At 39.7% G+C, this 26,016-nt stretch carries 19 protein-coding genes; 10 read left to right on the forward strand and 9 right to left on the reverse strand.

Translation table 11 applies throughout. The features are described 5' to 3' along the window. Window positions 1-39: 39 nt before the first annotated feature. A complete protein-coding gene (locus QNI22_RS10780) occupies window positions 40-858 on the reverse strand; it encodes a universal stress protein (RefSeq protein WP_314510640.1) in 819 nt (272 codons plus the stop codon). Between the two features lie 195 nt (window positions 859-1,053). Here QNI22_RS10780 and QNI22_RS10785 point away from each other — a divergent pair, with 195 nt between their 5' ends. Then, on the forward strand, window positions 1,054-1,593 hold the full coding sequence (locus QNI22_RS10785) for an NADPH-dependent FMN reductase (RefSeq protein WP_314510641.1): 540 nt from the start codon (window positions 1,054-1,056) through the stop codon (window positions 1,591-1,593). 52 nt (window positions 1,594-1,645) lie between these two features. Continuing rightward, window positions 1,646-2,296, forward strand: coding sequence for a class I SAM-dependent methyltransferase (locus QNI22_RS10790; RefSeq protein WP_314510642.1), 651 nt, complete (start codon window positions 1,646-1,648; stop codon window positions 2,294-2,296). A gap of 8 nt (window positions 2,297-2,304) precedes the next feature. Here the strand turns inward: QNI22_RS10790 and QNI22_RS10795 are convergent, their stop codons facing one another. Genes QNI22_RS10795 through QNI22_RS10805 form a run of 3 tightly spaced genes read right to left on the reverse strand, consistent with a single transcriptional unit; the run spans window position 2,305 to window position 5,167 of the window. Next, entirely contained in the window at window positions 2,305-3,057 is a 753-nt protein-coding gene (locus QNI22_RS10795; RefSeq protein WP_314510644.1) for a M15 family metallopeptidase, read from the reverse strand. Window positions 3,058-3,062: 5 nt separating this feature from the next. Continuing rightward, window positions 3,063-3,755 (reverse strand): hypothetical protein, encoded by a 693-nt coding sequence (locus QNI22_RS10800; RefSeq protein ID WP_314510645.1) that lies wholly within the window; start codon window positions 3,753-3,755, stop codon window positions 3,063-3,065. Then, entirely contained in the window at window positions 3,752-5,167 is a 1,416-nt protein-coding gene (locus QNI22_RS10805) for a methyltransferase RsmF C-terminal domain-like protein (protein ID WP_419836225.1), read from the reverse strand. The genes QNI22_RS10800 and QNI22_RS10805 overlap by 4 nt, the downstream gene beginning before the upstream one ends. A 289-nt stretch (window positions 5,168-5,456) precedes the next feature. Between QNI22_RS10805 and QNI22_RS10810 the strand changes: the two genes are divergently transcribed. Further along, window positions 5,457-5,735, forward strand: coding sequence for a hypothetical protein (locus tag QNI22_RS10810; RefSeq protein ID WP_313989442.1), 279 nt, complete (start codon window positions 5,457-5,459; stop codon window positions 5,733-5,735). Window positions 5,736-6,128: 393 nt separating this feature from the next. Here QNI22_RS10810 and QNI22_RS10815 read toward each other — a convergent pair whose 3' ends face one another. The 3 genes from QNI22_RS10815 to QNI22_RS10825 form a co-directional block, all read right to left on the reverse strand. Further along, window positions 6,129-6,620 (reverse strand): YajQ family cyclic di-GMP-binding protein, encoded by a 492-nt coding sequence (locus tag QNI22_RS10815; protein ID WP_313989470.1) that lies wholly within the window; start codon window positions 6,618-6,620, stop codon window positions 6,129-6,131. A gap of 29 nt (window positions 6,621-6,649) precedes the next feature. Then, window positions 6,650-7,372 (reverse strand): 1-(5-phosphoribosyl)-5-[(5-phosphoribosylamino)methylideneamino]imidazole-4-carboxamide isomerase, encoded by a 723-nt coding sequence (gene hisA / locus QNI22_RS10820; protein ID WP_314510647.1) that lies wholly within the window; start codon window positions 7,370-7,372, stop codon window positions 6,650-6,652. 248 nt (window positions 7,373-7,620) lie between these two features. After that, entirely contained in the window at window positions 7,621-8,847 is a 1,227-nt protein-coding gene (locus QNI22_RS10825) for a sensor histidine kinase (RefSeq protein ID WP_314510648.1), read from the reverse strand. Window positions 8,848-9,653: 806 nt separating this feature from the next. On the opposite strand from QNI22_RS10825, the gene QNI22_RS10830 reads away from it, so the two are divergent. The 7 genes from QNI22_RS10830 to QNI22_RS10860 all read left to right on the forward strand — a co-directional run bounded on the left by QNI22_RS10830 (window position 9,654) and on the right by QNI22_RS10860 (window position 18,424). After that, entirely contained in the window at window positions 9,654-10,046 is a 393-nt protein-coding gene (locus tag QNI22_RS10830) for a hypothetical protein (protein ID WP_314510649.1), read from the forward strand. A gap of 477 nt (window positions 10,047-10,523) precedes the next feature. Then, entirely contained in the window at window positions 10,524-13,721 is a 3,198-nt protein-coding gene (locus tag QNI22_RS10835; RefSeq protein ID WP_314510650.1) for a hypothetical protein, read from the forward strand. 369 nt (window positions 13,722-14,090) lie between these two features. After that, the gene (locus tag QNI22_RS10840; RefSeq protein ID WP_314510651.1) at window positions 14,091-14,954 is read left to right on the forward strand and encodes a toxin-antitoxin system YwqK family antitoxin; all 864 of its coding nucleotides are present in this window, start codon (window positions 14,091-14,093) and stop codon (window positions 14,952-14,954) included. A 20-nt stretch (window positions 14,955-14,974) separates the two neighbouring features. After that, a complete protein-coding gene (locus tag QNI22_RS10845; RefSeq protein WP_314510652.1) occupies window positions 14,975-16,234 on the forward strand; it encodes a bactofilin family protein in 1,260 nt (419 codons plus the stop codon). A 23-nt stretch (window positions 16,235-16,257) separates the two neighbouring features. Next, a complete protein-coding gene (locus tag QNI22_RS10850; RefSeq protein ID WP_314510653.1) occupies window positions 16,258-16,728 on the forward strand; it encodes a hypothetical protein in 471 nt (156 codons plus the stop codon). Window positions 16,729-16,747: 19 nt separating this feature from the next. Then, window positions 16,748-17,266: a PulJ/GspJ family protein gene (locus QNI22_RS10855; RefSeq protein WP_314510654.1), complete on the forward strand. Its 519-nt coding sequence runs from the start codon at window positions 16,748-16,750 to the stop codon at window positions 17,264-17,266. 12 nt (window positions 17,267-17,278) lie between these two features. Beyond that, complete coding sequence (locus QNI22_RS10860) at window positions 17,279-18,424, forward strand: type II secretion system F family protein (protein ID WP_314510655.1); 1,146 nt, start codon at window positions 17,279-17,281, stop codon at window positions 18,422-18,424. Window positions 18,425-18,636: 212 nt separating this feature from the next. Here QNI22_RS10860 and QNI22_RS10865 read toward each other — a convergent pair whose 3' ends face one another. Both QNI22_RS10865 and QNI22_RS10870 read right to left on the reverse strand, forming a co-directional pair. Next, window positions 18,637-19,302, reverse strand: coding sequence for a hypothetical protein (locus tag QNI22_RS10865; protein WP_314510656.1), 666 nt, complete (start codon window positions 19,300-19,302; stop codon window positions 18,637-18,639). A 469-nt stretch (window positions 19,303-19,771) separates the two neighbouring features. Beyond that, window positions 19,772-25,810, reverse strand: coding sequence for an RHS repeat-associated core domain-containing protein (locus tag QNI22_RS10870; RefSeq protein ID WP_314510657.1), 6,039 nt, complete (start codon window positions 25,808-25,810; stop codon window positions 19,772-19,774). Window positions 25,811-26,016: the final 206 nt, after the last annotated feature.

Genomic DNA, 26,016 nt, shown 5'->3' on the forward strand with positions numbered 1-26,016 from the left:
AATGATATTTGTATCTTCGTCGGTTTTAGCGTATTCACTTCAGGCATGTAACACTAATAGTGGCACCTTGGTATGATAAGCCATTTGTTTGGTCTGGCTAGTCGTAAAAAGTTGATCCCAGAATGTACGTCGATAGTTTATCATCACAACAATATCTGCTGCCATTTTTTCTGTAAAGGATCGTATGCCTTCTTCAATATTTCTTCCCTGCTGTATATGAAACGAAATCTTATCGTAGTTTAATTGCTGATAAAAATTCTTCCAGTCCTCATCTGAAAGTTCCTTCGTTCCATTGACAGGAATATAGACAAATGAAATTTCCGCCTTAAACATCCGGGCTATTTCCACAACCATCAGTATATCTGGAGAAGGTTCTTCCCACAGATCCGTTGCAAACACAATTTGTTCTATCCCTCTGAAATGAGCTTCTGCCGGAATAATCAAAACAGGACAAGTGGCTTCTGTCAGCACTTCCACACTATTAGTCCCCAGTAACACCTGTTTTAAACCATATGCCCCGTCTGTTCCCATAATAATCAGATCCGCATTCATCTCTTTAGCCAGGTTTGGCAGCACATCAACCAGAAAACCATTCAGCACTTTTGCTTCATAGGTTACATTGGGATAATTATGCCGGAGCTTTGTACATGTCTCCTTAAGCTTTATTTCCAATTCCTCTTCCATATAGTCTAGTGAGGCAGCTTGTGCGTATCCTGCTTCAGGAGCGGCAATAACAGGCAGATGATAGGTATGTACTAAAACAACCCGTGTCTGTTTGCGACTGGCAATGGCATTGACAAAACTCATCGCATTTTCAGCAACGGTACTGAAGTCGGTAGGGATGATGATTGTTTTCATGGTACAAAGGCTTGTGGTATACTCAAATATGCTATATATTCCTCAGCTTTGCGAATTTACTCCTCACAAAAAAAGATGATTTTTCTCACCACAAATTCGCTGATACCTTCACTCTGTTTTTTATAGTCCTGCCAGAATGAACTGTTTTCCAATGGAAGCAGTTAGCCCAACAATACAAACCAAACCACTATCCCAATGCGAATACTTGCTATACCTGGAAGTCTGCGTAAAAACTCTTCCAACAAAGCTATTTTGCAGTTCACGAGAACATTATTTCCTTCAGATAGCACATTTATCCTCTATGAAAGTTTAGCAGATCTGCCTCATTTTAATCCGGACCTTGATGACGAGCAGGTAGTAGAAAGTGTTATCCAGCTACGTCATGAACTCAAAATGGCAGATGCAGTGATTCTTTGTACCCCAGAATATGCGTATGGTGTACCAGGATCGCTAAAAAATGCACTCGACTGGATTGTCTCTTCAGGAGAACTTATGAAAAAACCTACTTCTGTAATCAGTGCCTCACCCTCATTTATGGGTGGAGACAAAGCGTTTGCCTCCCTGACTCTGACATTGACAGTCATGGATGCCCATCTGGTAGAAGGATCTTCCCTGATGATCGGGTCTGTTGCACAAAAATTATCCTCGACTGGTGAAGTTACAGATTCATATACTATTGCCGCCCTCAAACAGATGGTGAAAAATCTGATTCAGGCAGCACTGGCACAGGTTTAGTTAGTATACGAGCATAACACTCTTACTTACAACAAAACACATAACAACATCTATGGATTTTAAAGAAGTCGCAGAACAATTACACAAACCAGAAGGCGAATTGGGCAAACAAGTTGGAGAGAAGATGAATCATACCAACGAAATCATGAATCTCTCCTGCATCAGATTAGTAACCCCTGAGTCAAATGATACTATTCTGGAAATAGGTATGGGTAATGGACTTTTTTGTAAATACCTGTTTGGGAGTGCACCGGGCATCCGGTATACAGGATGTGATTTCTCAGAAACTATGATTCAGGAAGCCATTCAGGTCAATCAATCATTTGTAGAAACAGGTCAGGCTCAGTTTCTGCTGGGAGATGCAATGGCATTGCCCCTGGCTGATAACCTGTTCACCAAAGCATTTACTGTCAATACACTGTACTTCTGGCAAGATCCACCGAAGGTACTGGCAGAGATACGAAGGGTATTACAACCCGGTGGCAAGTTGTTAATAGCCATACGCAGCAAAGAAGTCATGCAACATCTCCCCTTTGTCTCTTTTGGCTTTCACTTGTATTCTCCGGAAGAAGTCAGAGAGTTGTTGTCCCAAAATGGGTTTGCAGCCATTTCCATCCATGAAATCCCCGAACCTGAGCAAACGATCCATGGCCAGGTGCTAAAAATGGATTCTGTGATCATCAGTGGAGTAAGGGTTGTATAGGATAGGTGTTAAAATAACTCCGGTCGATACTCAAAGTGCATTGTATCATAATGATACCATTTTCCACCCCAGATAAAATCATATTTTTCAAAGATCTTCACGATTTCCATGGGAATCCGGTTCTTGTATTGAATTTTGGCAGTAGAGTCTTTTACTTCCCATTGCCAGTAGTTGGAGTGTTTTACATTGATATCGATAGCAATGGCATAGCTATGATTACTCATACGGGTAGTGGCCGCAATTTTTCGCCAACTGAATGTGCCACCCGGATCAATCAGGTATTTGTGTAAATCCGGAAGAGCCTCCAACTCTTTGGAAATAGCCTGTAGCTTTTCAGCCACTCCATTTACCTTTGTTACCTTTAGTTTTGTACGGGAAGTTTTTGGCAGCCAGTCGATCTCTACCAGGTTTTTCTCTACTTCTTCTTTGGAACCACCATACATCTTTAGAAAAAACGGTTCATACCGGATACGGCCAGGGTCTTGATCTACAGTTGGTATAGTGTATTTTTCGCCTGGTGTATACGGCTGTGCTATCTGGTCTTCCAGATCGGGATTGTTCAAGGCTTGGTTAAACGTTTTCGTTTTGCCATCGTCCCATAGCATACGAGTGCCATCTTTCCAAACAATATAGTTACCATCTACTTCTTTCAGATAAGCAGGATACGCTTTCACTAACTTCTGAGCCAAAGGCAGGTTTGTCTGCGCCTTTACCCCGTAACAGATAAGCAGCATTCCATAAAGCCAATATCGTTTTATCATTTCGCTTAAAAATCTATTCTCTGACTAATATATTTACTTGTGCTAATTGAATCAGCAAAAGTATAGGGTGTCTTCCAGTAAAAAGTTAGCCTTCTATTTGTAAAATTAACAAAGTCAATGCAATCCCCACCAAAAGCTGAGTCACATTCTGGATATAGTTTAATGACCTTTTTCTTTTTCGTCTTGATATTTTGAATCACAAATTTAGTCTCCTTATTCTCGTAGGCAAAATACCCTATCAGGTTGGTGGATTTATCATAGAAATAGTCATACATATAATTAGCGGATGATTCTTTTTTATCAAAGGGCAAAACAATCATTCCCCAGCAAGGACTGCCACAACTATAATTAAGAGTAATAAAATCAGAAGAAACACTTTCTAAATGAGGAGGGTGGTATTCCATATAGATTGTATCAGGGCGAATCTTTTGAAATGTACAATCTCCCCACTCCAGTAAGGCAGTGGTATCTGAGATGAATTTGTACCTACAGAAACGCCCATCTTTGTCTTCATATATATTCTGTTTATATGCTTCATGCAAACTTATCTTTACTGATTGCATTGTATCCCTTTCTTGCAAACCTAAAACAGGTGTCAAGTTAGCTGCTTCCTGCTCTTTATATGTGTTTTTGCAGGCTATGCTCATTATAAATACAATAAGAACTGTTACTTTAAGCCAAGGTATATCCAAGTTCATATTTCCAGAAAAGTTATAGGATTGGTCAGTAACTTCTCAACCTCCCGCCAATCCATTCGTAAACGCCATTCATTGGGGAAGTAGTTATTGGCGCGGTGTCCGATCTGTTTTACCCATCCCAGTGGAATATTCTGATAAACAATCAGTTTCCAGCCTTTCCCGGTTTCCAGCGCAATATCCTCTTTCTTCAGGAAGCGTAAGGCCTTTTCCAGATCTACTTCTTCGACAGCAAAATGACGCGGATTCATATCATCAAACAAGGCCAGAGCTGGCAATGGGTTTGTCTGATCTCTGATGATTTCGGCCACATCTACTCCGGCATAGACAATACGTGTATGTTGTGCCAGTTGTTCGGCATGGTCATACATACCTGCGGGTAGAATCACCATTTTTTCCTGCCAGCGTAGCCATTCCCAGTCATCTCGTTCCTGAATCCATCCGGACACTATCTCTACCTCTTTCCGTGGGGCTTTCAGCCAGGTAGGCTTCTTAGGTTTCCGAAAGCTTCTTTCCTGTCCTTCTGTTTTCTGCAAAACTGCCATAAACAACCCCTCTCCTTCTGTCTGATGTGGATAAAAGCGATAGCCATTGATATCACGGGTACTGGAAACCGTAATATTCCATTGATCCGGAACTACTACCTCCACTCCTTTTACCTCATAGTTCTCTGTTAACCACTGTAGTACCTGTTCGTTTTCATTTGCATTGTAGGTACAGGTACTATAGATAAGAAAGCCATCTGGTTTCAGCGCATTCCACACATCTGCCAGAATCCGGTGTTGCCGCTCAGCACATAGTTGTATATTGGCCTCTGACCATTCTTTTACAGCATCCGGGTCTTTGCGGAACATTCCTTCACCTGAACAGGGTGCATCGATTACAATTACATCAAAAAAACTTTCCAGATCTCCAAAATCCTGAGGATCGCTATTGGTCACAATGATATTGCCTCTTCCCCACTTAGTACTATTTTCTGTCAGGATCTGTGCCCGTGAACGAATCACTTCATTGGAAACCAGCAAACTACCCTGAGGCAATAACGAAGCCAGATGGGTGCTTTTCCCTCCCGGTGCTGCACATAAATCCAGCACAACAGGTTTTGCATCCAGTGACCCGGCAATAGTCTTCCAGGCTTGCTCCAGAAACATCGAACTAGCCTCCTGTACATAATAAGCTCCTGCATGCCAGCGTGGGTCCAGCGCAAACACAGGACGCTGTGGAATATATAGCCCCCTTTCAGTCCAGGGTACAGCGGAATACGTAGCTGTAGAGTGAAGACCTTTCTGAGGGTTTAACCGAATACTGACAGGTGGCTCTTTTTCCAAAGCACTCACAAAAGAAACATACTCCGAACCGAGGGTAGCCTGCATTCGGGACAAAAAAACTTCCGGTAGATGATTAGACGTCAACACAAGCGTAACAACAAGAAAATTGAAAGATAATACCTGTTAGGTACATCGTTTTTCTTTGTGGTGCGAAAGTACAAAATAAAAGGTAACCAGATTTTTTTCCTCTTCCTGTTTACTAAATGCGTATGAAAAGGTATTAATATTCAAAAGCACAGGCAGTAATGATTTAGAATGGCTACCGAACTTACACAGGAGTTAGCAGAAAAAATAAAAAAATACGCTTAAACTATTGTTCGCTTGTGTTTTTTTTTGGTTATTTGAAGTAAAACTTACATTTGTAATTTTTTGACCCATGCGCAGCACGAAAATATTCAAAGACTTGATGGAGTATCAGCGGCTTCCTCTGCTCAAACAGCTACAACAGTTAAACTCAGAAGGAACAATTTTATGTGAACGGTATTTTTTTAGCCGGAGGGTTTCTTTGTTGTATCTTCGCGGTTTCTATGTAGAGGTGTGGTATGATACGATTCGCGAAGAAGTAGTGAAGGTATTGCCATTCAGTTCTTTGCAATGTTTACAGCCTTACCTGGACCTCATCAACATTGATGATGCCCTTCGGAAAGCTTACTAAGTCTTCTAACAAACCCTTACATACATCTAAGCCCTGCCTATATGCAGGGTTTTTCTTTTATAGTTGTTCTACAGAATTGAGATGGAAGGGTATCAAGAAAGGGATATTGCCCGGAACATTTCACTTCCTACCACCTGTACTTTCTTTGCCGGCCTAAAAAACAGGGCACCAAATGAGAATTTGGTTACTTTTTTGAGCAAGCAAAAAATGAAGAAGCCGCAAGGAGAGATAGGTTATGGGCATTAAAAAAACAGGGTTAGAACCCATTCACCCATTAGCAAGAGAAATAAAAAAGACAATCACCAACTGCAGGAAGCTGCTTGTACCAACAAAGGTTCACAAAATCTGTAAAGACAAAAAAATAGCCCATTTCTGGGCTATCAAGTTCATATATCAGGACTTCATATTTACAAACTGTAACGGCAGGCCAATGTCTGACGCGCGGAGTTTTGCTATTACCGCCTGAAGATCATCTATCTTTTTGGCGGTGACCCGGATTTGATCATCCATCTGGGCTGGCTGTACTTTTAAGCCACTGTCTTTGATAATCTTTACAATCTTCCGGGCAGTATCCTTATCAATCCCCTGTCTCACCTGAATCTTTCGTCTCACCATATTTCCGGAAGCGGCTTCCAACTCACCCATATCCAGCGATTTCGGATCAAGTCCCTGTTTAGCCATCCGTACCATAATGGCATCCTGAATAGCTTTCATACGCATTTCGTTTTCGGTCAGTACCTGAATCGTATTTTCCTTTTTATCCAGCTCTATTTCAGATTTAGAGCCATGGAAGTCATAGCGGTTCAGGATCTCTTTCTTGGCAGTATTAATCGAGTTGTCCAGAGTCTGACCATCAATTTTGCTAACAATATCAAAAGAAGGCATAAGCGGAATAGAAAAAAATGAGACATACATTAGGCGTTTGCCATTCTGGACAAGTCAGCAAGCTGAATCGTTCCTTCATAAATGGCTTTTCCTATAATCACCCCAAAAATATTCATTTCTGCCAATCTTTCCACATCCCCTATGTTACTAACCCCGCCACTGGCAACTAGTTTCAGCTCAGGTGTCTTGTCCTGGATATTTTTATATAGCTCAAAGGAAGGGCCTTGTAGCAGCCCATCTTTGGCTACGTCAGTGCTGATCACATATTTGACTCCTTTGCGTGAGTACTCTTCCAGAAAATCATAGATCCATACTTCGGTAGTCTCTTCCCATCCACTTACAGCAATACGTTCGTTTTTGGCATCAGCGCCCAGAATAATTTTCTCATTGCCATGCTGCTTTAACCAACTTTCAAACAATTCGGGTTTACGAATAGCAATGCTGCCTCCTGTCACCTGTTGGGCACCGCTTTCAAAGGCAATGCGTATATCCTCATCTGATTGAATCCCTCCGCCAAAATCGATATGCAGGGAAGTATGGGTTGCTAGCTTTTCCAGCACCTTATGGTTTACCAAACGCTTTTGTTTTGCCCCGTCCAGGTCTACCAGGTGCAACCGTTTCAGTCCGGCATCGGCAAACATCTGTGCTACTTCCAGCGGGTTTGAGTTGTATTCTTTCTTCTGAGAATAATCACCTTGTGTAAGGCGAACACATTTGCCATCTATCAGGTCTATGGCGGGAATTATATGCATGGGCTTGTATAGGATTGGTGCCACAGTTTATGACAGAACGGCAGCAGAGACAAAAAGAATTTAGTGCGCAAAGGTACTCAATTCTACCTCCAATGCAATAAGTATCCTATTGACACTACTTTCAGAAAATATAGCAGGCTTACAATACAAAGACCTCCTTAGAAAGGAGGCCTTGTATGTGCACACTATTAGTTATACTACAACTAATACGTTCTAAATTCATCCTAGTGTATCTTTAAGGCATATAGCTATATCTCCTGTGGAATAAAAATCGAGAAGATGCTTCCTTTCCCTACCTCACTTTTTACCTCAATACGCCCATTGTGTTCTTCAATAAATGCCCGGCACATCATCAGGCCAAATCCCAGTCCCTTCTCGCCTTGCGTCCCGCGGCTGGTCTGATGCCGCTCAAATACACCCTCCATAAACTCCTGACTCATTCCTTTTCCAGTATCTGTTACCTCTATCTGTACAGCGGCCTCCAGTTGACTGGCCAGAATGGTGATCTCTCCTGAGTCTGTAAACTTATTGGCATTGCCTACCAGGTTACGCAACACAAATCGGATCATCTCTTTATCAGCCTGTATCTGTATTTTCTTATCTACCCGGTTTGTAATCTGGTTGTCCTTGGCTTCAGCCATAGGCAGCTGTTCCTGACGTACCTTGTCGACCAGTTCCCACAGGGTAAAGATAACTTTTGTAACTTCGTTTCCTTCCTGCTGGGCAAATCCCCACTGTACCAGACTAGTTAGCATCTGGTCTGTGATATAGAGCATGCGGGATGTTTTGTCTATGATAGATTTGAGATCGTCTTCTATACGTTCCTCTTCCGACAAAAGCGAAAGCATACCACTGATCAGGTTTAACGGGCTACGCAGATCATGGGAAATAACGGACAGAATACGGCTATTGATTTCATGCAAATGGTAGATCTTCTGTGCCTGTTCATGTGCCTGATCCAGCAGTGCTATCAGACTTTCGTTACGTTGTTTCAGTTCCAGCTTTTTTACAATCTGTCCGGCCAGCACCTGTAATATCATTTCCTGCTCTTCAATAATGGCATGTTCTTCATAATCCATGATGCATAAAGAACCTATCTGATGTTTTTCAGAATCAACCAGAGGGATGTCTGCATAAAAACAAATATGGGAATCATTTTTAAGCAGATGGTTGCCACACAAAAGCTTTTCTTTTTTTATGTCATTGGTTAGAAACAATCCTTCCTGACGAATCAATTGGGTACAGAAAGGTATTTCATAGGGTAATTCAGACAAATTCAATCCCTTTTCTGCCTTCACCCACTGTTTCTCGCCCTCTATCGTTATCATCAACACAATCGGCACCCCACATATTAAAGACACAAGCTGGAGTATTTCTTCAAAATTCTTATCCATAGAACTGATATCCAATGAAGAATAAGCAGCAGCAGTTTGCAGAAGACTTGCATCCTGGTCAGGATTCCTGGAAATTATCATATCATTAGCTGGCAAAGTAAAAACATAACATGCAGCAATTATACCTAAAGTGATATTTCTTTTAGCAGTGTTATCTATTCTTAGATACCCAATCAGAGGGTCAAGTAAATGGTAAATTGCCAGAAAAAAGACAAATCGAAAAAAATGTCCTATGAATCAGCTTTGTATGTCTACGAACTTTAACACTAGTAGCAATGAGGAATATAGAGCAGATTTACCTAGGAAAAAAGGCGGACACATGTATGATTCAACTTAAAGAAGTACAAGAAGTGAAAACACTTTTGCTACTTTTCATGCTTTTGGTTTCGCTCAGACAACAGAACCTATGTACCTTTTCTATAGGATACAAAAAACTCCTTCTTGCATAAATATTCCGGATACAACACAAAATGTATAATTTTAGAATCAATTGGTAGTGGTATAAACAAGAAATCAACACATGAGCAGTACGTTTATTTTTACCTGATCCCAGATAGCAATAAAGGTGAAAAACCTTCATTTACGGGCCTTGTCAGCACTTTACGCTTTTCATATGTTGCAGATATGCATCTGCAACATATGTTTCCTATTATTTGCTGTTTTGTAGAATTTCTATTCTTTGTCCTGAACATTTATTCTGAAACAGGTAGGGCGATTATGTGTGTATACAGACTTGAGGCACCAAGCAGCACATATAAATTACGACTTATCCATAATATTGTAAGTTTTTCATTTTGAAGCAATTGACTAATTACATATGTTTTTAATTTCTTTGTAGCATCATTTTGAATAGCACACTTTGTATTTTCAGAATACACCAGCATCCTATGAAAGAGATAGTAAAAACACCACAGTACGAAATCGCCATAGACGAAACAAAGAACAGAGTATATCTGAAAGTACTCGGATATTGGAGAAACCCGGAGTCTGTCGCCAATTATATATCCGACTGGCGCAAGACACTGGCATTACTAAAGCCTAACTTTACATTGTTAACTGACCTGACTACTATGCTCACTCACCCGGCAGAGGTATTAGGCATTCATAAACAGGCACAGGAGCTGCTTACAGAAAATGGTCTGCGACATACGGCAGAAGTTGCCCCTAAGGACTTTGTAACAGCCTTTCAATTGAGCAAGGTAGCCAAGTCCAGCCAGATGCCCGTACGGCAGTTTCCGACATTTGCCGAAGCAGAAGCGTTTCTGGATACGTTGATATAAGGAGCTATATTTTTGTGAGTAAATATACATATCCTCTGATATGCAGGTAATGCATGTTAGAGGATTTTTTGTTTAAAGAGATTCCAACAGATGTATGGTGCTGTCTACTACTAAATACTTCTATATCCCACACTCTCCTTATAACACACTAAGATAATAGTAATTGCAACACAGAACTAAACCTCTGTTCCACTTGCACTTCATCTGTTTTACTAAGATAAACTATCTCAGACTTTCTCTTTTTCTATTTGTATGAATTACGTACACTCTCCTATCACTCCCAGACTAAGATATTCATTATAAACAACTTACAAGTTTTTATCTTATTATGCCATCTTTCAATCTGATAGAAATTACTCAGACAGCAACAATTATTTCTGTTACAAATGTTACATCTAAAGAAATTTTAGAATTAAGATAAAGTACAAACCGCTTGATAAGTTCAGGCACAACTATTATCCCACAACACATAATTTTATGTCTTTTTATCAACTAATCTTACAGTTTCACCACCGTTCAGGAATTATAAGTAATTTTCATTTTTCAACTTCAGTAAGGCTTATATGTCTAGGCTTGTTTTGCGCCCTTTTATTCTTTCCAACTACTCATGCCCAAACTGGCCCAGGAGGAGTGGGAAACACCAGCACCAATGCGTTGTGGCTGGATGCCACTAAACTGAGTATATTAACCAATGGTGCCAAACTATCTCAGTGGAGTGATTTTTCGGGAAACAACCGACACGCCCTGCAAAGTAATGGCGCTAACCAGCCTACCTATCTAACAAATGCTCTGAATGGCCGACCTGTAATTCATTTTGACCGTTCCAATGCCTATCAGTATTTGCAAATCAGTGGAAACAATATTGGTACTGTAATGAGTAATAGCAATACAATATTTGCAGTAGCAAAAGCTAATTCTGGTGGTATTAATAACAATGCAAATAACATTGGCAATTATCAATCTATCTTTACAGCAGTGGGGTCTCATTCAGGAATTGAAGTCTATGGATATCCGAATGCTACTAATATATTTTGTACCAATTGGCTTGGGGGAAATATGAACTTAAACCCTGCACCTGTAACAGCATACGGTTTTTCATATTCTATCAATCAAGGGGATTGGTTTCTGGCAACAGTAAGAAACGAAGAAACATCAACTAACACAATAGGTGGTGCCTTTTTTAATGGAACCCCAGGTGGAACTAATACATCTACGTATCCATTGACTGATTATACCAATCAATTGGTACGTATAGGAGCTGCTAATGCATCTGGCGATTATGCATGGCCATTGAATGGAGATATTGCTGAGATAATAGCTTTTAGCCAAGCACTAACACCCACTCAACGCATTATTGTTGAAAACTATCTGGCTGCTAAATATAACCTGACAATTCCTGCTACCAGTGATTTTTATAATGCCCCTGATGTTTCTTACAACTATGATGTGCAAGGGATTGGCACTATTGATGGCTCTGAAAAAAATCCCATTGCCAGAAATGGAAAAGGATTAACGTTGAGTGAGTTAGATAATACATTGAATACCAGTAATGAGTTTGTGTTAGCTGGTCATAATAGTACTACGAATACACTGGTTCATACCAATACATCTATTCCCATAGCAGATAGATGGGATCGTAATTGGTATATTCAGGCAAACGGATCTGTAAATGTTAAGATAGGCTTCGATTTCAGCGATGGAGAGATTACTGCGCCTGGCAATCTGGCAGCTATTACATCCGAGTTTCGTTTATTGTATCGGGCAAATCCAAATAGCCCATTTGAAGTTGTAAATAGTTCAAATCAACCTCTTGTTCCTGTATTAGAGAATGGCGATGAATTGACTTTTGTCTATCCAAATCTACCTACCGGCTATTATACCTTAGGGAAAGTAACAGGATCATTGGATTTTACAGGTCCAGGTGGGGTAGGTAGTTCGCTAACCAATGCTTTATGGCTGGATGCATCTAAGCTGCCTGTTACTAGTAATGGTAGTGTCATTTCCAGTTTCACTGACCGATCAGGCAATAACCGTCATGCCTTACAATCCAGTACCAATAATAAACCTACCTATCAAAGCAATAGCCTTAATAGCCGACCTGTAATTCATTTTGACCGCTCCAATGCCTATCAGTATCTGGAAATCAGTGGAAATAACATTGGAACACTGATGAGCAACAGCAATACTATTTTTACCATTGCACGGACTAATTCGGGGGCATTAAATAATACAACCAACACTGCACAATCTATTTTTATTGCAATTGGGTATCATTCTGGTATATGGCTTTATGGGTACCCAACCGCCTTAAATGCAACGATGAGTTCATGGGTGAATGGAAATTATCCGGGAGTTCCAACAGATGGAACGACTACTGCAGGAAGTATAAGCCAGGGAAGCTGGCTAATGGCAACTATGCAAAATATAGAAACTTCTAATTCTACTACAACCAAAGGATTTATCAATGGAAATCCATTGGCTAGTAGTACCAAAGGATTTTTAATGGCCAACTATACTAATCAATTGGTACGTATAGGAGCTGCTAATGCATCTGGCGATTATGCATGGCCATTGAATGGAGATATTGCTGAGATAATAGCTTTTAGCCAAGCACTAACACCCACTCAACGCATTATTGTTGAAAACTATCTGGCTGCTAAATATAACCTGACAATTCCTGCTACCAGTGATTTTTATAATGCTCCTGATGTTTCTTACAACTATGATGTGCAAGGGATTGGCACTATTGATGGAGCCGACCGACATAAACGGGCATCCAGTGGAAGCGGATTGATATTGTCAGAATTAGCAGAAGTTAACGGATCACTGAATGCATCCAATGAATTTCTTTTTTCAGGACATAATATTACCACCAATTCCATTATTACGACAGATCTACCTATAGAAATATCCAATCGCTGGCAACGTAGCTGGTATTTACAGAAAAATGGAGAGATTAATGCCACATTAAGCTTCGACTTCATACAAGCAGGATTATCAATACCAGCAAATTTAAGTACATCCTCTGCTAATTATCGTTTGTTATATCGTTCTGCAACTACAGGAAACTTTACTGTAGTCACTAACAGTCAGGGAGCAGCATTGATACCCACGTTGGATGCAAGCAACCGTTTGGTTTTTTCGATTCAAAATGGTAATCAGGCTGGTAAATCACTTGTTAGCGGGTATTATACTATTGGTTTGGGAGGTCCTACCTATGTATGGAAGAGCAATGCAGTTACGAATCAGTGGAATGACACACAAAACTGGGAACAAAGTAATATACCTACCACAGCAGGTACTGTAATAGTAAATACATGTACGGTTTGTCCTCAACTACCTTCCAGTCTTACAGTTTCAACTTTTGCACTTACGGAAGGCAGTGGAATTGATCTGAATGGATATACCTTGACTGCTACTAACAACATCCTTATTAATAAAAGCACTGTTAGAAGTACAGGTACACAAAGTAGTGGCACGATTAAAGCAGTTAATATAACAGATGTAGCAGGGTCTACATTTATAGATCCTATTACATTTGAAAAAACAGGAGGAGAAACAAATAACTGGTCAGGAGGAAATGTATTTAAAAAGAAAGTAAATATAATTAACAATGCCTCTCCTGCATCCACTATCAATATGGCAACCCAGACAGATGACACTGTACAACAGTAAATCTTAGTGTCTAACTATACTAATTATACTAGTTTAAGATTCAACAAAAAATTACACCAGTGACAATTATATGTCACTGGTGTATATCTTAGATGTTATTCATGAAATTAGGGATAGCAAGTACAGAACTACTCTCCAGACTTTTTTAATTCCTCTTTTTGACTATAAGGAAAGATTGTATTGGGAGCTTATCTAAATTGGTAATTTACAGCCATGATACAAGCGAAAGACCTTTTAAAAGAGTTAAAAGCTAAAAATCCCAAAACAAATCATTTTCTTTCTTTGTAAGAAACAAACTCAATCTATCATAAATAGATTACAGATAACCCAATACCTTTACAGGAATACGCATTACTTTATTTAATCCTTGTGCATCTCTCATTTTCAACTATTTATATATATCGTCTGATACTACTGGCAGGTTTCTTCCTTGTTTTCAAAGTTACCCAGGGCCAGTCTTTGCGTTCGTTAAACCGAGATGCGATTAATACGCAGCATATCACGATTTCTCATGGGGACAGTGTAGAAAACTTTACAATTGCAGCACCCTCTGCCAGGCAAAAAGCAGATCTGCAACGTACCTATCATTGGTATACCAGTGGTAGTCTTAAACAGACCCAGGGTGGATATAGTGGCAAGCTTGTTCATGGAAAATACCAGCTTTTTAATCATAAAAAAGACCTGCTGGCACAAGGGCAGCTATCCTATGGCTTGAAGGTAGATTTCTGGAAATACTGGTATGCAGATGGCACACTGCAAAAAACAGAAAACTGGAAACATGGACTCCAGCATGGAAAATATGTACTATATAGTCCGGAGGGAGCGATACAGGAAGAAGGCACATTAAAACATGGTTTTTTACATGGTCGCAGAAGAATCTATCCAACAGCCAACCCTGATTCTGTCGTTGTTGAAAAATACAAGAAGGGCAAACTAATTGTGCCTAAGAAAAAGAAAGAATCTGCCCGTAAGCTACGCAAAAAGGCAAAGAAGGCAGAACGAAAGGCGAAAAAAGCAGAGCTGAAAGCGAAGAAAAAGGCGGCAAAAGAGCAATCGGTTTCTGAAAAGAAAAAGTGGACAGAAAAACTCCTTTTCTGGAAGAAGAAAAAGACAGATTCTTCTCAGCCTGTTGAAAAAAAGCAAAAGTCTGCTAAAAAACCGAAGACAGAGAAGAAAAATAAAGAACCCAAAGAGAAGAAAAGCCGGAAAAAACCGGATACTACAACCGGGTAGCAACCATAAAGTGTGTAAACATGCGATTACTACGGGTACAGTTACAAGCAGGAATGTTGCCAACAGTACTTTTTGTCAGTACCATCATCACGCTTTTGTGTAGTGCACTGGTAGGCATTGTCTATTACCGTAATCTGCTTCTATCCAGAGATCGGATTCAGGAAGAATTGGTACGAAATGTACACTCAGGCATTCAGATTCTGCAAGGAAGTAACTCGTTTCCACTGAATACCCCTGTGCAGTTTGACCTTTTTCAGAAAGGAAACGATAGTGTGGAACTCACCCGCAAACCGTGGGGAGTATATACCCTTGCGGCTGTCAGAGCCTTTCGGGGACGTCATCATGAACAGCAGGCGGCTCTACTGGCTAGCTTGCCAGACTCTATCGCAAAAGCAGCTCTCTATCTAACAGACGAAAAACGTCCCCTCACCCTGACAGGAGATACACAGATCAAGGGGATTTGTTATTTGCCGGAGGCAGGCATCCGAACTTCGTATATAGATGGCAGAGGATTCAGTGGAGAGATTCCGGAACCTGCTCAGCAACGAAAAAGCACTGCCCAACTGCCAGATCTGGCGAATGAATACCAGGAACGTTTTGCCTTTTATACGGCCATAGCAGCCTCTCCGCAGGTCCGTCCTATTCAGCAGCTTCGTTCTCCATATCAGCATTCATTTCTGGAAGCTCCTTTGGTATATACCAGTCCGGAAAACATTCAGTTGTCAGGCCGATTAAAAGGAAATATTATTTTACATACCAGTCAGACGCTGGTGCTTTCCTCCTCTGCCCAGCTTGAAAATGTGTTGATTGTAGCCCGGCGGGTTATTATTCGTTCGGGGTTTAAAGGACAGATACAGGTGCTGGCACAGGATACAGTAGAGATTGAAAACAATGTACAGCTTACCTACCCGAGTGCAGTTTGTGTAAGCAGCACCAAGGGATGTTACATGCGAATAGACGAGAAATCTGTGATAGAAGGATTGGTTATAGTCAATAATCCCACTAAAAATCTTTCTACCCTGGAAGCTTTCAAAGATCGGCTAGACATTGAACCGGATTGTTTACTACGAGGCTATGTGTATTGTGATGGATTAATAGAATTCAAAGGCATACTCCATGGTACATTGGTAAGCAGGCGACTGTTTCTCAGAACGCCTTCTGCCCTTTACGAAAACTACCTGATGAATACAGAGATCAATGTAGACAAACGACCTAAGGTGTTTCTAACAAGTCCCTTACTCAGTAAAGCCCCTACTCGTATTCTGATGTGGCTGGACTGAGTAACGAACCAGCTTTTAAACGTATGACACACACAACGAAACTTAACTGGCTATCTAAAACCTGTTTACAGTTGACCAAACGTCTCAAAGCTTCTTCGATGGTAGAGCTTACCGTAGCGATGGTAGTACTAACTCTGGTAACCGGAGCCGCTTTGTTGTTATATATGCAGGTGACCCGTTCGGGTATCACGATTCAGGGGCAGCGATGGCAGCTATGGCTGATCCATTATGCCCAGCAAACCAAACAACAGTCGGATTACCGGAATACGCAGTTGGCATTTCCGGAAGGAACGGTAACACGAGAGATAACCATGTACCAGAACACGCCGAATCTGCTCCTGTTAACGCTAACCTTTACCCCAATACCGGAAGCAGATGAGTCTCTAGCCAGTTCCTCAACCTATACAGGAACAGGCTTGCTTACTATCCCTAAGCAGAAAGCCTATATACATCAGGAAATCATTTATCTGGATCATGCCATTGCTACCAAATAAGTCAACGAACAGAAGAGTCATGGAAACTACTCTCCCAGCCTTTACCATTAGTGAGATGGTGACGGTGATGGCTGTGAGCGCCTTGCTTCTGGTCATTGTGTATGCAGCGATGGCAGCCATTGAACACCGCTACCATCTGTTTTTTGCTCAGGCCAAACGACAAACTCAGATCAGTTTGCTGGAGAATACGTTGCATAAAGATATCGAACAGGCAGAAGGCTTGTACTGGAATGCAAACCGACTAACCGTAACCTACAAACAAGATGCATACACGACTCAACCCAGAACAGCCACCGAATATGCGTTTCGGGATACGGTAATTATTCGTACGCAGCAAACGGTAATAGATACGTTTTATATGCGTCCTGATTCGCTGATCTGTCACTGGCAGGGAAAGAATCTGGTACGAGCTACTGACCCTGCAGATGAATTATTCTTTAAAGGACTGGTGAATGGAGAAACCTATTTGTTTCACTTTCAGAAGTCCTATGATTACCAGACTCTCTGGAAACTCGAACAACAGACACAATCCTATTAAGTATATACCTTCATGGCAGGATTAGATATAAGCAAACTGGCATTGCCTCAAAACCAGACTGGAGCGAAAAATTCAGAAGAGAAGGACCCATTGGCCTTTCTCAAAAAAGATATTACCCTTTTTAGCCCGATCAACGATAAGTTTAAGGAATCGTTTTACCTGGAACTATCGGTGTTGCTATCGGCTGGGGTGGATATCAAGGGATCGCTGGAGCTGTTGGAAGATCAGCAAAGCAAAGCTAAGCTAAAAGACCTGATACGCACCATCCGGGAAAGCATCATCAGTGGGGCCAGTGTCTCGGAAGCGGTGCGGCAGACAGAACATTTCTCAGCGTATGAGTTTTATAGTTTGCAGATTGGGGAAGAAACAGGCAAGCTGACACAGGTACTTACCGAACTGGCGGCCTATTATACCAAAAAGCTGAAGCAACGCCGGCAAATGATGCAGGCGCTCTCCTATCCTATCATTGTATTGTCTACTTCTGTAGGAGCGGTAGGGTTTATGCTTCGCTTTATCGTACCTATGTTCTCGGATGTGTTCAAACGGTTTGGCGGCGAACTCCCTTACCTGACAGCCCAGATCATCAAACTGTCCAAAGCGCTGGAATCCTATGGATGGACATTGCTGGTGCTCATTGCCCTGATTGTGGCCTTTGTGCGTATGAACAAGCAGAAGGAATGGTTTCAGCGCCACAGCACCCGACTCATTCTGAAACTACCGATTGTAGGTGAAATTGTACGGAGAGTATACCTGGCCCGTTTGTGTTCCTCCTTTGCCTTGCTGATTGGAGCACGGGTGCCCTTGCTGCAGGCGATAGGGTTGGTACGTAAGATGATCAACTTTTATCCAATAGCGACTTCCCTGGAACAGGTAGAAAAAGACATCCTGCAAGGGGAGCTGTTTCACAAAAGCTTGTCCCGCTTTTCGATTTACGATGCCAAAATGATAGCCCTGCTTAAGGTAGGCGAAGAGGTAAACCAGCTCGATTTCTTCTTTGACAAGCTGGCTGTTCAGAATAACGAAGAGGTAGAGCACCGTAGCTCCTTGCTGAGCAGTGCCCTCGAACCGATGATTATTATCTTTCTGGGTTTAATTGTGGGAGTGATTCTGGTAGCGATGTATTTGCCTTTGTTCCAGTTGAGTACGAATATTGGATAGATAGCTTAGTATCAAGCTCAAATCTATATTATTATACTTTCTTCAAAATTTTGCAAAGAGTCTAAATTTGAATTTGCATGCTACCTTATAATAATCTAATTTCAAAAAACAGCTTTATATTCTTAAAAACCACTTTGCTTTTAACTAGCATATTACATAAATAAACTCAAAATTTATTTATGTAATATGCTTTGCATAAGCTTTGATAGCTCTTAGACCTTCAATCCATCTAAAAAGATTTTCACAGCTTTTATCATATCAATTTCCTGTTTCTTATCTGGATGTATATTCTTTAACCACAACTGATATAATCTTTCGTATTGAGGGTTGTGATTGAGTTTAGCGACAATAAGTCCTTGTATTGAATCATTCCATGTAGCACTACGAAAAAAGTCATAAGTACCATCTAAAATTGGCTGGTTAAACCATTTATCTAGATCAGGAATGGTTTGATATTGATCAAAAAAAGGAAATATTACTTCAATGAATAATTGCTCAATCTCTGAAACTGTTTTAGACAAGGGAAATCTTACATCTGCAGAAATACAATAGGGTTTTAGCCTATATAGTATATGAGTCGGAGGTATTATTTTACTTATAGACGCCGCAACTGTAAAATAATTGTTGCCAAGATCGACTCCTTCTTTAAACTTTTTTCGTATCTGTCCTACTTCTTCATTGATAATGATAGCATTAATGTCTATATAAAGATCCACAGACTCTCTCATCTCAAATCTGATACGGTTCGTATTATTTTCTTTTATATGTGAATAGAATTTAACCTTATGAGAGGATAAACTTTTTTCAAAGTTAAATCCATAACCTGCCAAAAATGGGGTTATTATTTCTAAAAACTGTGTTTTGAGTTGTTGATACATATTCGAGTGAGTAATTCAAAATAAAATACCTATTGATTAAAAGTTTGATAAATAGCATAATTTAAATCTATCAAATCTTGATTTTACAAACTTATAAAATTTTATCAACAGTAATCTTTCTAAGTGCTGAAGTTTAATAGAACGCTAATAGGTAGTAAAGGACAAGTTCTTTTGAGAATAAACACTTAAACTAAATGATTTTCCCATTCTTAAATTTAGTTGCACAATTAATAGAATGTTTCTCTTTTTGGAAAATAGTTGTATGACAGCTAGTTTGCTCTAATTTAAACTAGTAAACTCACATATAATTCCTTCTCTCTGATAAAATAGTATCTAAAAAATTAAAAACTCCGTTTTCCCTAGGTTCCAATATAATTAAAACTTCCATACTTATCAGTGTCAGGTATTATTATCTAAATACCTGACACTGATAAGTATGGAAGTTTTATTACAATTTGTATATACATTCTTAATTAGCTTTAAATAAATCCATAAAGCTTTCAACTTGCTGTTGACCTTTTACACTTTTGGCCAGCACAAAATCCGTTTTACCTGGATTTGGTAATTTAGTAGTATAAGGAAGATTGAAGGATGCTGGTAAATTTGGAGATCGGATTTCAATAGACCGTACTCCTCCTGTTTGCAATAGATTTAGAACTTTTGCTTGATTATCTGTTAGGCTATTTGCAGCACTAAAGACTTCTGCTGAAGCATGATATTTTGAATCAAATATCGCAAAAGATCCATCTGGAAGTCTGACAAAAAAATCAGCAATCATCTTTGTACCTAATCCCGACTTATTATCTATTACCCAAAGGTGAACTTGAGCTGCTATATTGTCTTCACCAAATGTCTCTTTTAATAATTCACCTACCACATTCTCATCAAAACTTTTAGATAAAATATTTCTTTCTATAAATTGTTGTTTTTTGGCACTTTCTGTAAGCAAGTCCAACGCTTTCTGCTTAGTAGTTGCATTTTCTATTTGACTTATTGCCTCGCTTGCTTTAGCAAGCTGTTCTGAAGTTACAGCAGCCTCCACTTTATGTTGTACCCATGCTTTTGATATGCTTGGATTTTTATTTATTTCAGCTAATAAGTCGGCATCCCCATCAAGTGTCCGAAGAATCGACTTTCTGGTATCATCAGTTAATTTACTTAGATCATTCAATACTCCTTTATTAGTAATAAATTCTGTGCTTTTTTTGAGATTAGAAAAACCTCCACCATCTAAGCTTTTCCAGACATCTAATAGACTAAGATCTTCATTTAAAGCTTTAAAAAAGGATTCTGATGCATTTTGAAAGTCCTGTAGAAACTTTTCATCAACACCACTCTTGAATAATTCATCTAAGAGTGTTGTATATCCTTTGATACGTTCTGCAAAAATACTCTGTTTAAAGCTAATCCCCTTTACATATACAGGATATCCATTTCGTGCAGTATATCCGACTGATCTGGTTATTGCCTGTATTTTTTCGGTGGCAAAGTTGGAAACAGTTTTATTTACGGCAGAAAGGCCTGATGCAGCCTTTTGACCCACTTTTGTTGACAATGCAGCTTTTTTTGCTAAACCAGTTGCTTTACTTCCAAAGACAGCATCCCCGATTGTAGACGCACCATATACAACATCACGTACTTTTTCCGGTGTTGTTTTTTTAGGGAAACTTTTTGAATAATGTTCAACAGCATCCGCAATCTTATAATCTATCTTTTTATGTAGCTCACTATCCGTCATGGTAATATAGCGAACGCCTGTAGCCAGAGCATTACCTAGATTTTTCCATCCTTGAGCAGTTCCTAAAGACTTAAGTCCTTCTATATTATCTCCAAGATAATCTAAAACAGTATTACCCGCTACATTAACATAAGCTCCTGCAAATTGTAGATAGTTATCAGCTAGAGGTATAATATCAAGGCTATGATCTCCATATCTCATAAATTGAAGATCACCCGCAGTCATATTTCCATCCCAGTGGGATAGATCATTTACATAGTCATGGACTTGCTCATAACTGTAATTCTTTCCTTGGTTTTTGAAGTATAGGTACAAAGAATATGGAGTATCCCCTTTATCTGCTTTTAATACACCATTTTCTAAATGCCAATCATCCTCTCCACCAGTGGGATCCACTCTATTTGGCCAGTTATTCCCCATACTCACATACGGAGACCAGTATTGCTGTTGGGGGTCAATAGACAACCATCTTCCGATACGACTATCATACATACGCAATTCGAATGTATTCCAACCCAATTGTGTATCCTTCCCACTATACGCTCCTTGGTATCCATAACTTTGGTTTTCCTCTCCCCCAGCCTCAGCGGGTAATCCTAAAGCAGTAAAATCACTATAAGACAATACATCTGCTAAACCACTTTCTTTGGTTCTGCTAATAGACCCTAGAACAGTTCCAGTATGATTGCTTAATTCATAAGTAAACTTTTCACTCTCTTCCGAATAAGTGCCTATCGGCTTTAATCCATAAATTGGAAAATCTTTTACAACAGCAACCCCATTCTCTATTAAATATGTTGCCAACAGTCCACTGCTTCCATAGACAGAATATAAAATGTTTCCATTTTCAAAATCAACTTTCTTATAGCGTTCACCACCAGCCGTGTAGCTAAAAGTTGCTTTCAGCTGAGACTTTACTTCATCACTGTAAACAGCATTTATTAGTCCATTCGCATTATATTCTACATAGTTTCCTTGTCCAGCACCAACTTCTGAGATCATTTGTCCCATCTCATCATATTGGTAACTCCTATAATTTCCAACACTCTGTAAGCGATTTGAGTTTGGTAAATAATTATAAGTAAAATCGTCAACTATCGCTCCGTCTACGCCTCTTCGCTTCAAAAACTTTATATTTCCATGCAAATCATATTTAATTCCAAACTCCTGGTATTTATCAAGTAATTGCAATGAGTTATTTGAGAAATCTGGCAGTGCGAATGTAGCTTCAGTTAATTGATATTGTTTATCATATAAATAAGTAATACTCTGAGGATTATTAATTTGTTCTCCATCTCTTCCTATTGCAGATAAAGATTTCTGATTAAACCATGTCTGGGTTCGGATGTTGCCATTGTATTGATTCTGAAGAAGGGTATTTCCAGTAGAAAGAGAATTAAATGATGCAATATTTGTGTTACTTCGTATATAATCACCCGAGAAATAATCTAGTTGTACACCAAAAGCATCAGGAGCAAAAGCAGCATTTGCTGTATTTGCAATCCCATCTTTTCCAGGGTCGTTAACCTTATTCGGATGGTTTATACTTTTTAACCAACCTTGTATAGTATAGACATAGTCAATCCCTTGCAACTTGTCAGCTAATTCCACCCGCTTTAATGGACCATGCAGATAATAATAATAAGTAGCCTGAAGATCCCGTTGTTGTCCATCCCGACTCGTATAAACTGTTTTTAGACGCAAGTCATCATCATAGGTATAGTAATGATAGAAAGCATCAGATTTTCCTTTTTGATAAGCAACTTCTAGTACATGACCGCTCAGATCATAGGTATATTCTACCATCTTTGTACCTAAGCCCTTAATATCCTGTAACATCCAATGCATTCTCCCCTGTTCATCATAACTATACCATGTTCTGGAATTAGGATTTTCACTAGCAGCTACTTTACCATACGTATAATCAACAATATATTTATCACTCCACTCAGTTGGTAAAGGCCAAGGAGCTTCATCAAAATAGGTATGAACCCAATCTCTACGAGTCCCTTCATTTAACCCGCCATCAGATGCTACACTTTCGATTACAGAAACAGATATATCATGTATATTTGAAATATCTGTGAATGGTTCCAATTCACCTGACTCAACTGAACGACCAAAACCATCATAATTTACATAACTAAAGCGTTTCGGAATGGCCCTTCGTTGAACCTCATTCTGACTAAATCGTATTTGTCCATCTTTACGATAAACATATTCCGTTCTACCTTCATCCGTTTCTTCTTTAGCAACCAAATGCCCGTCTAAACCATACTCATAAGTAGTAAGGAAAGGAATATTATTTTTATCAGTTGGAACATTTTGCCAAATCGCTTTTATTCCTTCCGGGGCAATGGATGCAACTAACTCGCCTGCATCATTATAAAAGCTATAACTCCAGCTAGCAGTAGGATAGGTATAACTAACTTGTAAATTATAATTATATCCATTTCGATCAAATGGGATATCCTGTAGCTCCGGACTGAATGGAGATCCATTAGAATTTAACAGCGAGATAGAATAAAATCCAGAAGGTAATCCATTTGACAAATCAACCACCTGATCTGTTTTTAGATCTTTTACTACATACGTGAGGTTCGCTGACAGGTTGTTGGTGATGGTTACAGGTACATTCCCATTTGCATCAGGTATATGTATTCTACTGGTAGTATAGTTCCCAGAAGGGGAATTCGCTGTACTATTGGATATAACACCAGTGCTTGTGGTAGTCTGAACAGTAAAAGTTTCTGTTGAACGTATCTGATATCTAATAGTAATGGGACCACCATTAATTGACGTAAATGTAAAGGGAGCAGCACCCTCATATGACTTTGATAATGCTACCTGATTACTTATCACAACATACTGATAAACCTGAATCTTACCCTTTCCGGAAATAGAAACGGTACTGTTTCCTACAGGCGTGATATTGCTCCAATAAATAGGAACCCCGATAGTAATTTTTGGTACTATAGTCTGCTCCGTAAAGTCTCTACCCGTCAAACAAGATGCAATTGCTTTTCCATTATTATCAGAAAAAGAAACACCTTCTCGCTGGTTTACATCTATCCCTACCTGTTTCACTGCATTATTGGCAAATGTAACAGGGTTGTTCTGAGCAGCAGGCAGAATAATACTACGAACTCGTAAATAATGGTCTAACTCAGTAGTAACAGGAAAGGCTCCGGAATAACTATCATGCCCATTACCCATACGTAATTCATCTCCTACTCCTCCACTACGTTTCATTTCTCCGCTACCATCTCCATATGCTTCAGTACGGCTAAATGGATAGGAACTGGTAGCCACATACGGCTCACGATCATTCTGATCACTATAGTATTTTCCTAATGGAGATGAGGCATCTACAGGGAGTGGGTTATTTATCCGATCCTGTCCTCCTTCCTGTGTATCAAAGTGTGTATAATTATAGGGAACAGAAGAAGAAGTAGCAAAACGAGAGATATAACGGAATCCACCTATGCCAACAGGCGCAGCCAAAGTTTGTCCTACAGTATTATAATAGCGACCATATAGAGGCTGAGCAACCATTATTTCAGCCTGATCAGGATCTTGTTCAGGTGTTTTGGTAGACATAACCCGGGATTGACTCTGTAACGGATTTCCACCATAATCAAAATAGGCTCTACTCTCACTGGTTATGTATTCATCTCTGATTTCTGTTCCATACGATTGCCGCTCCTTGATCTCTAATGTTAAGCTTCCTCCTCCTGCCACTCGTATCTGCCCACTATTAGCTGGTACTGTAATTTTTTGTGCACTGACATAGGTGGTATTTGCTGTTATAATGAGAGGTTTCGGTAATGTAATTGGTTCTGCTGAATATTGAGCATTATTATCGATCGGACCAGAGCCAGTTGTTGTTGTTACTAATGTTTTATTGAAAGTTCGTGTCTCAACCCAGTTCATTCGTTGCTCTATCAACACAGTTGCATTGGTAGAGGCAACACTACAATTGTCTGTTCCTGTTACTATTACCCGATATATAGTGGTAGTAAGTAAATCTTTGTAGGTATAGGAAGGTTGGCCTGAATTTCCAAGGTCAATCCAGGTTACACCATTATCTTCCGACTTTTCCCAGCGGGTAATAGTTCCGGAATATCCCTCCAATGTTAACACGCCCTGATTGTTTCCTCCTCCAACCTCTATGGTAGAAGCTCCGGTAATTACACCAGCAGTAGCCACAGGAACACGTACTTGAACAGTAATAGATTTGGAACTTGCACACCCTCCAGAACCATACACCTGCACAGTATAGACAGTAGTAACTTTGGGATGTACAGCAATCGTAGCTGTTTTAAATCCCGAAGCTTCTGCATCACCACTCCATACGTAAGTTCCTCCTCCTGTAGCAGTCAAAGTTAGTTCTTCACCTGGACATTGTACTGAAGTAGGGCCACTCAATGTAACTGTGGGGGCATTGTATGCTAAAAACTCAGCTGATTCCCGATAAAAACCTGTGACACTAGAGCAAGAACCGCTATTCCCCCAATTTACCTGGGCAACACTTTTATTCTTTACTTCACGTAAAAACCTTATCCGATAGGTGGTAGCAGTAGACTTTCCATTATCACTTGAAACTTCCTGATAATCAACACCTGATGAAAGTCCTCTCATGGTCCAGTATAATGGAAGATTACCACAGGGAAGATCCCTTAAGGTAAATGAGGCTTCTTCATTTACACAAAAGCTGCTACCATAGTTTATTTCAACATATGGATTTGGACCCGTTGGGTTTTGAGCCATACTTTTTTGGAAACTAACCAGAGAAATTAAAATAATAATCCACTGATATAGTCCATTTAACTTCCGAGTCTTATTTCTATAATAAGAATACATAAAATATTTATTAAATATGTGCAGAAGTATGGCTATGCTCTTAGAAAATGACCATAGCCATATTACTTGTAGATTTTGTATGAGATTATCTCTTAGTAGTGAGATGTTGGCGT

The organism is Xanthocytophaga agilis (assembly GCF_030068605.1).
Lineage (GTDB): Bacteria > Bacteroidota > Bacteroidia > Cytophagales > 172606-1 > Xanthocytophaga > Xanthocytophaga agilis.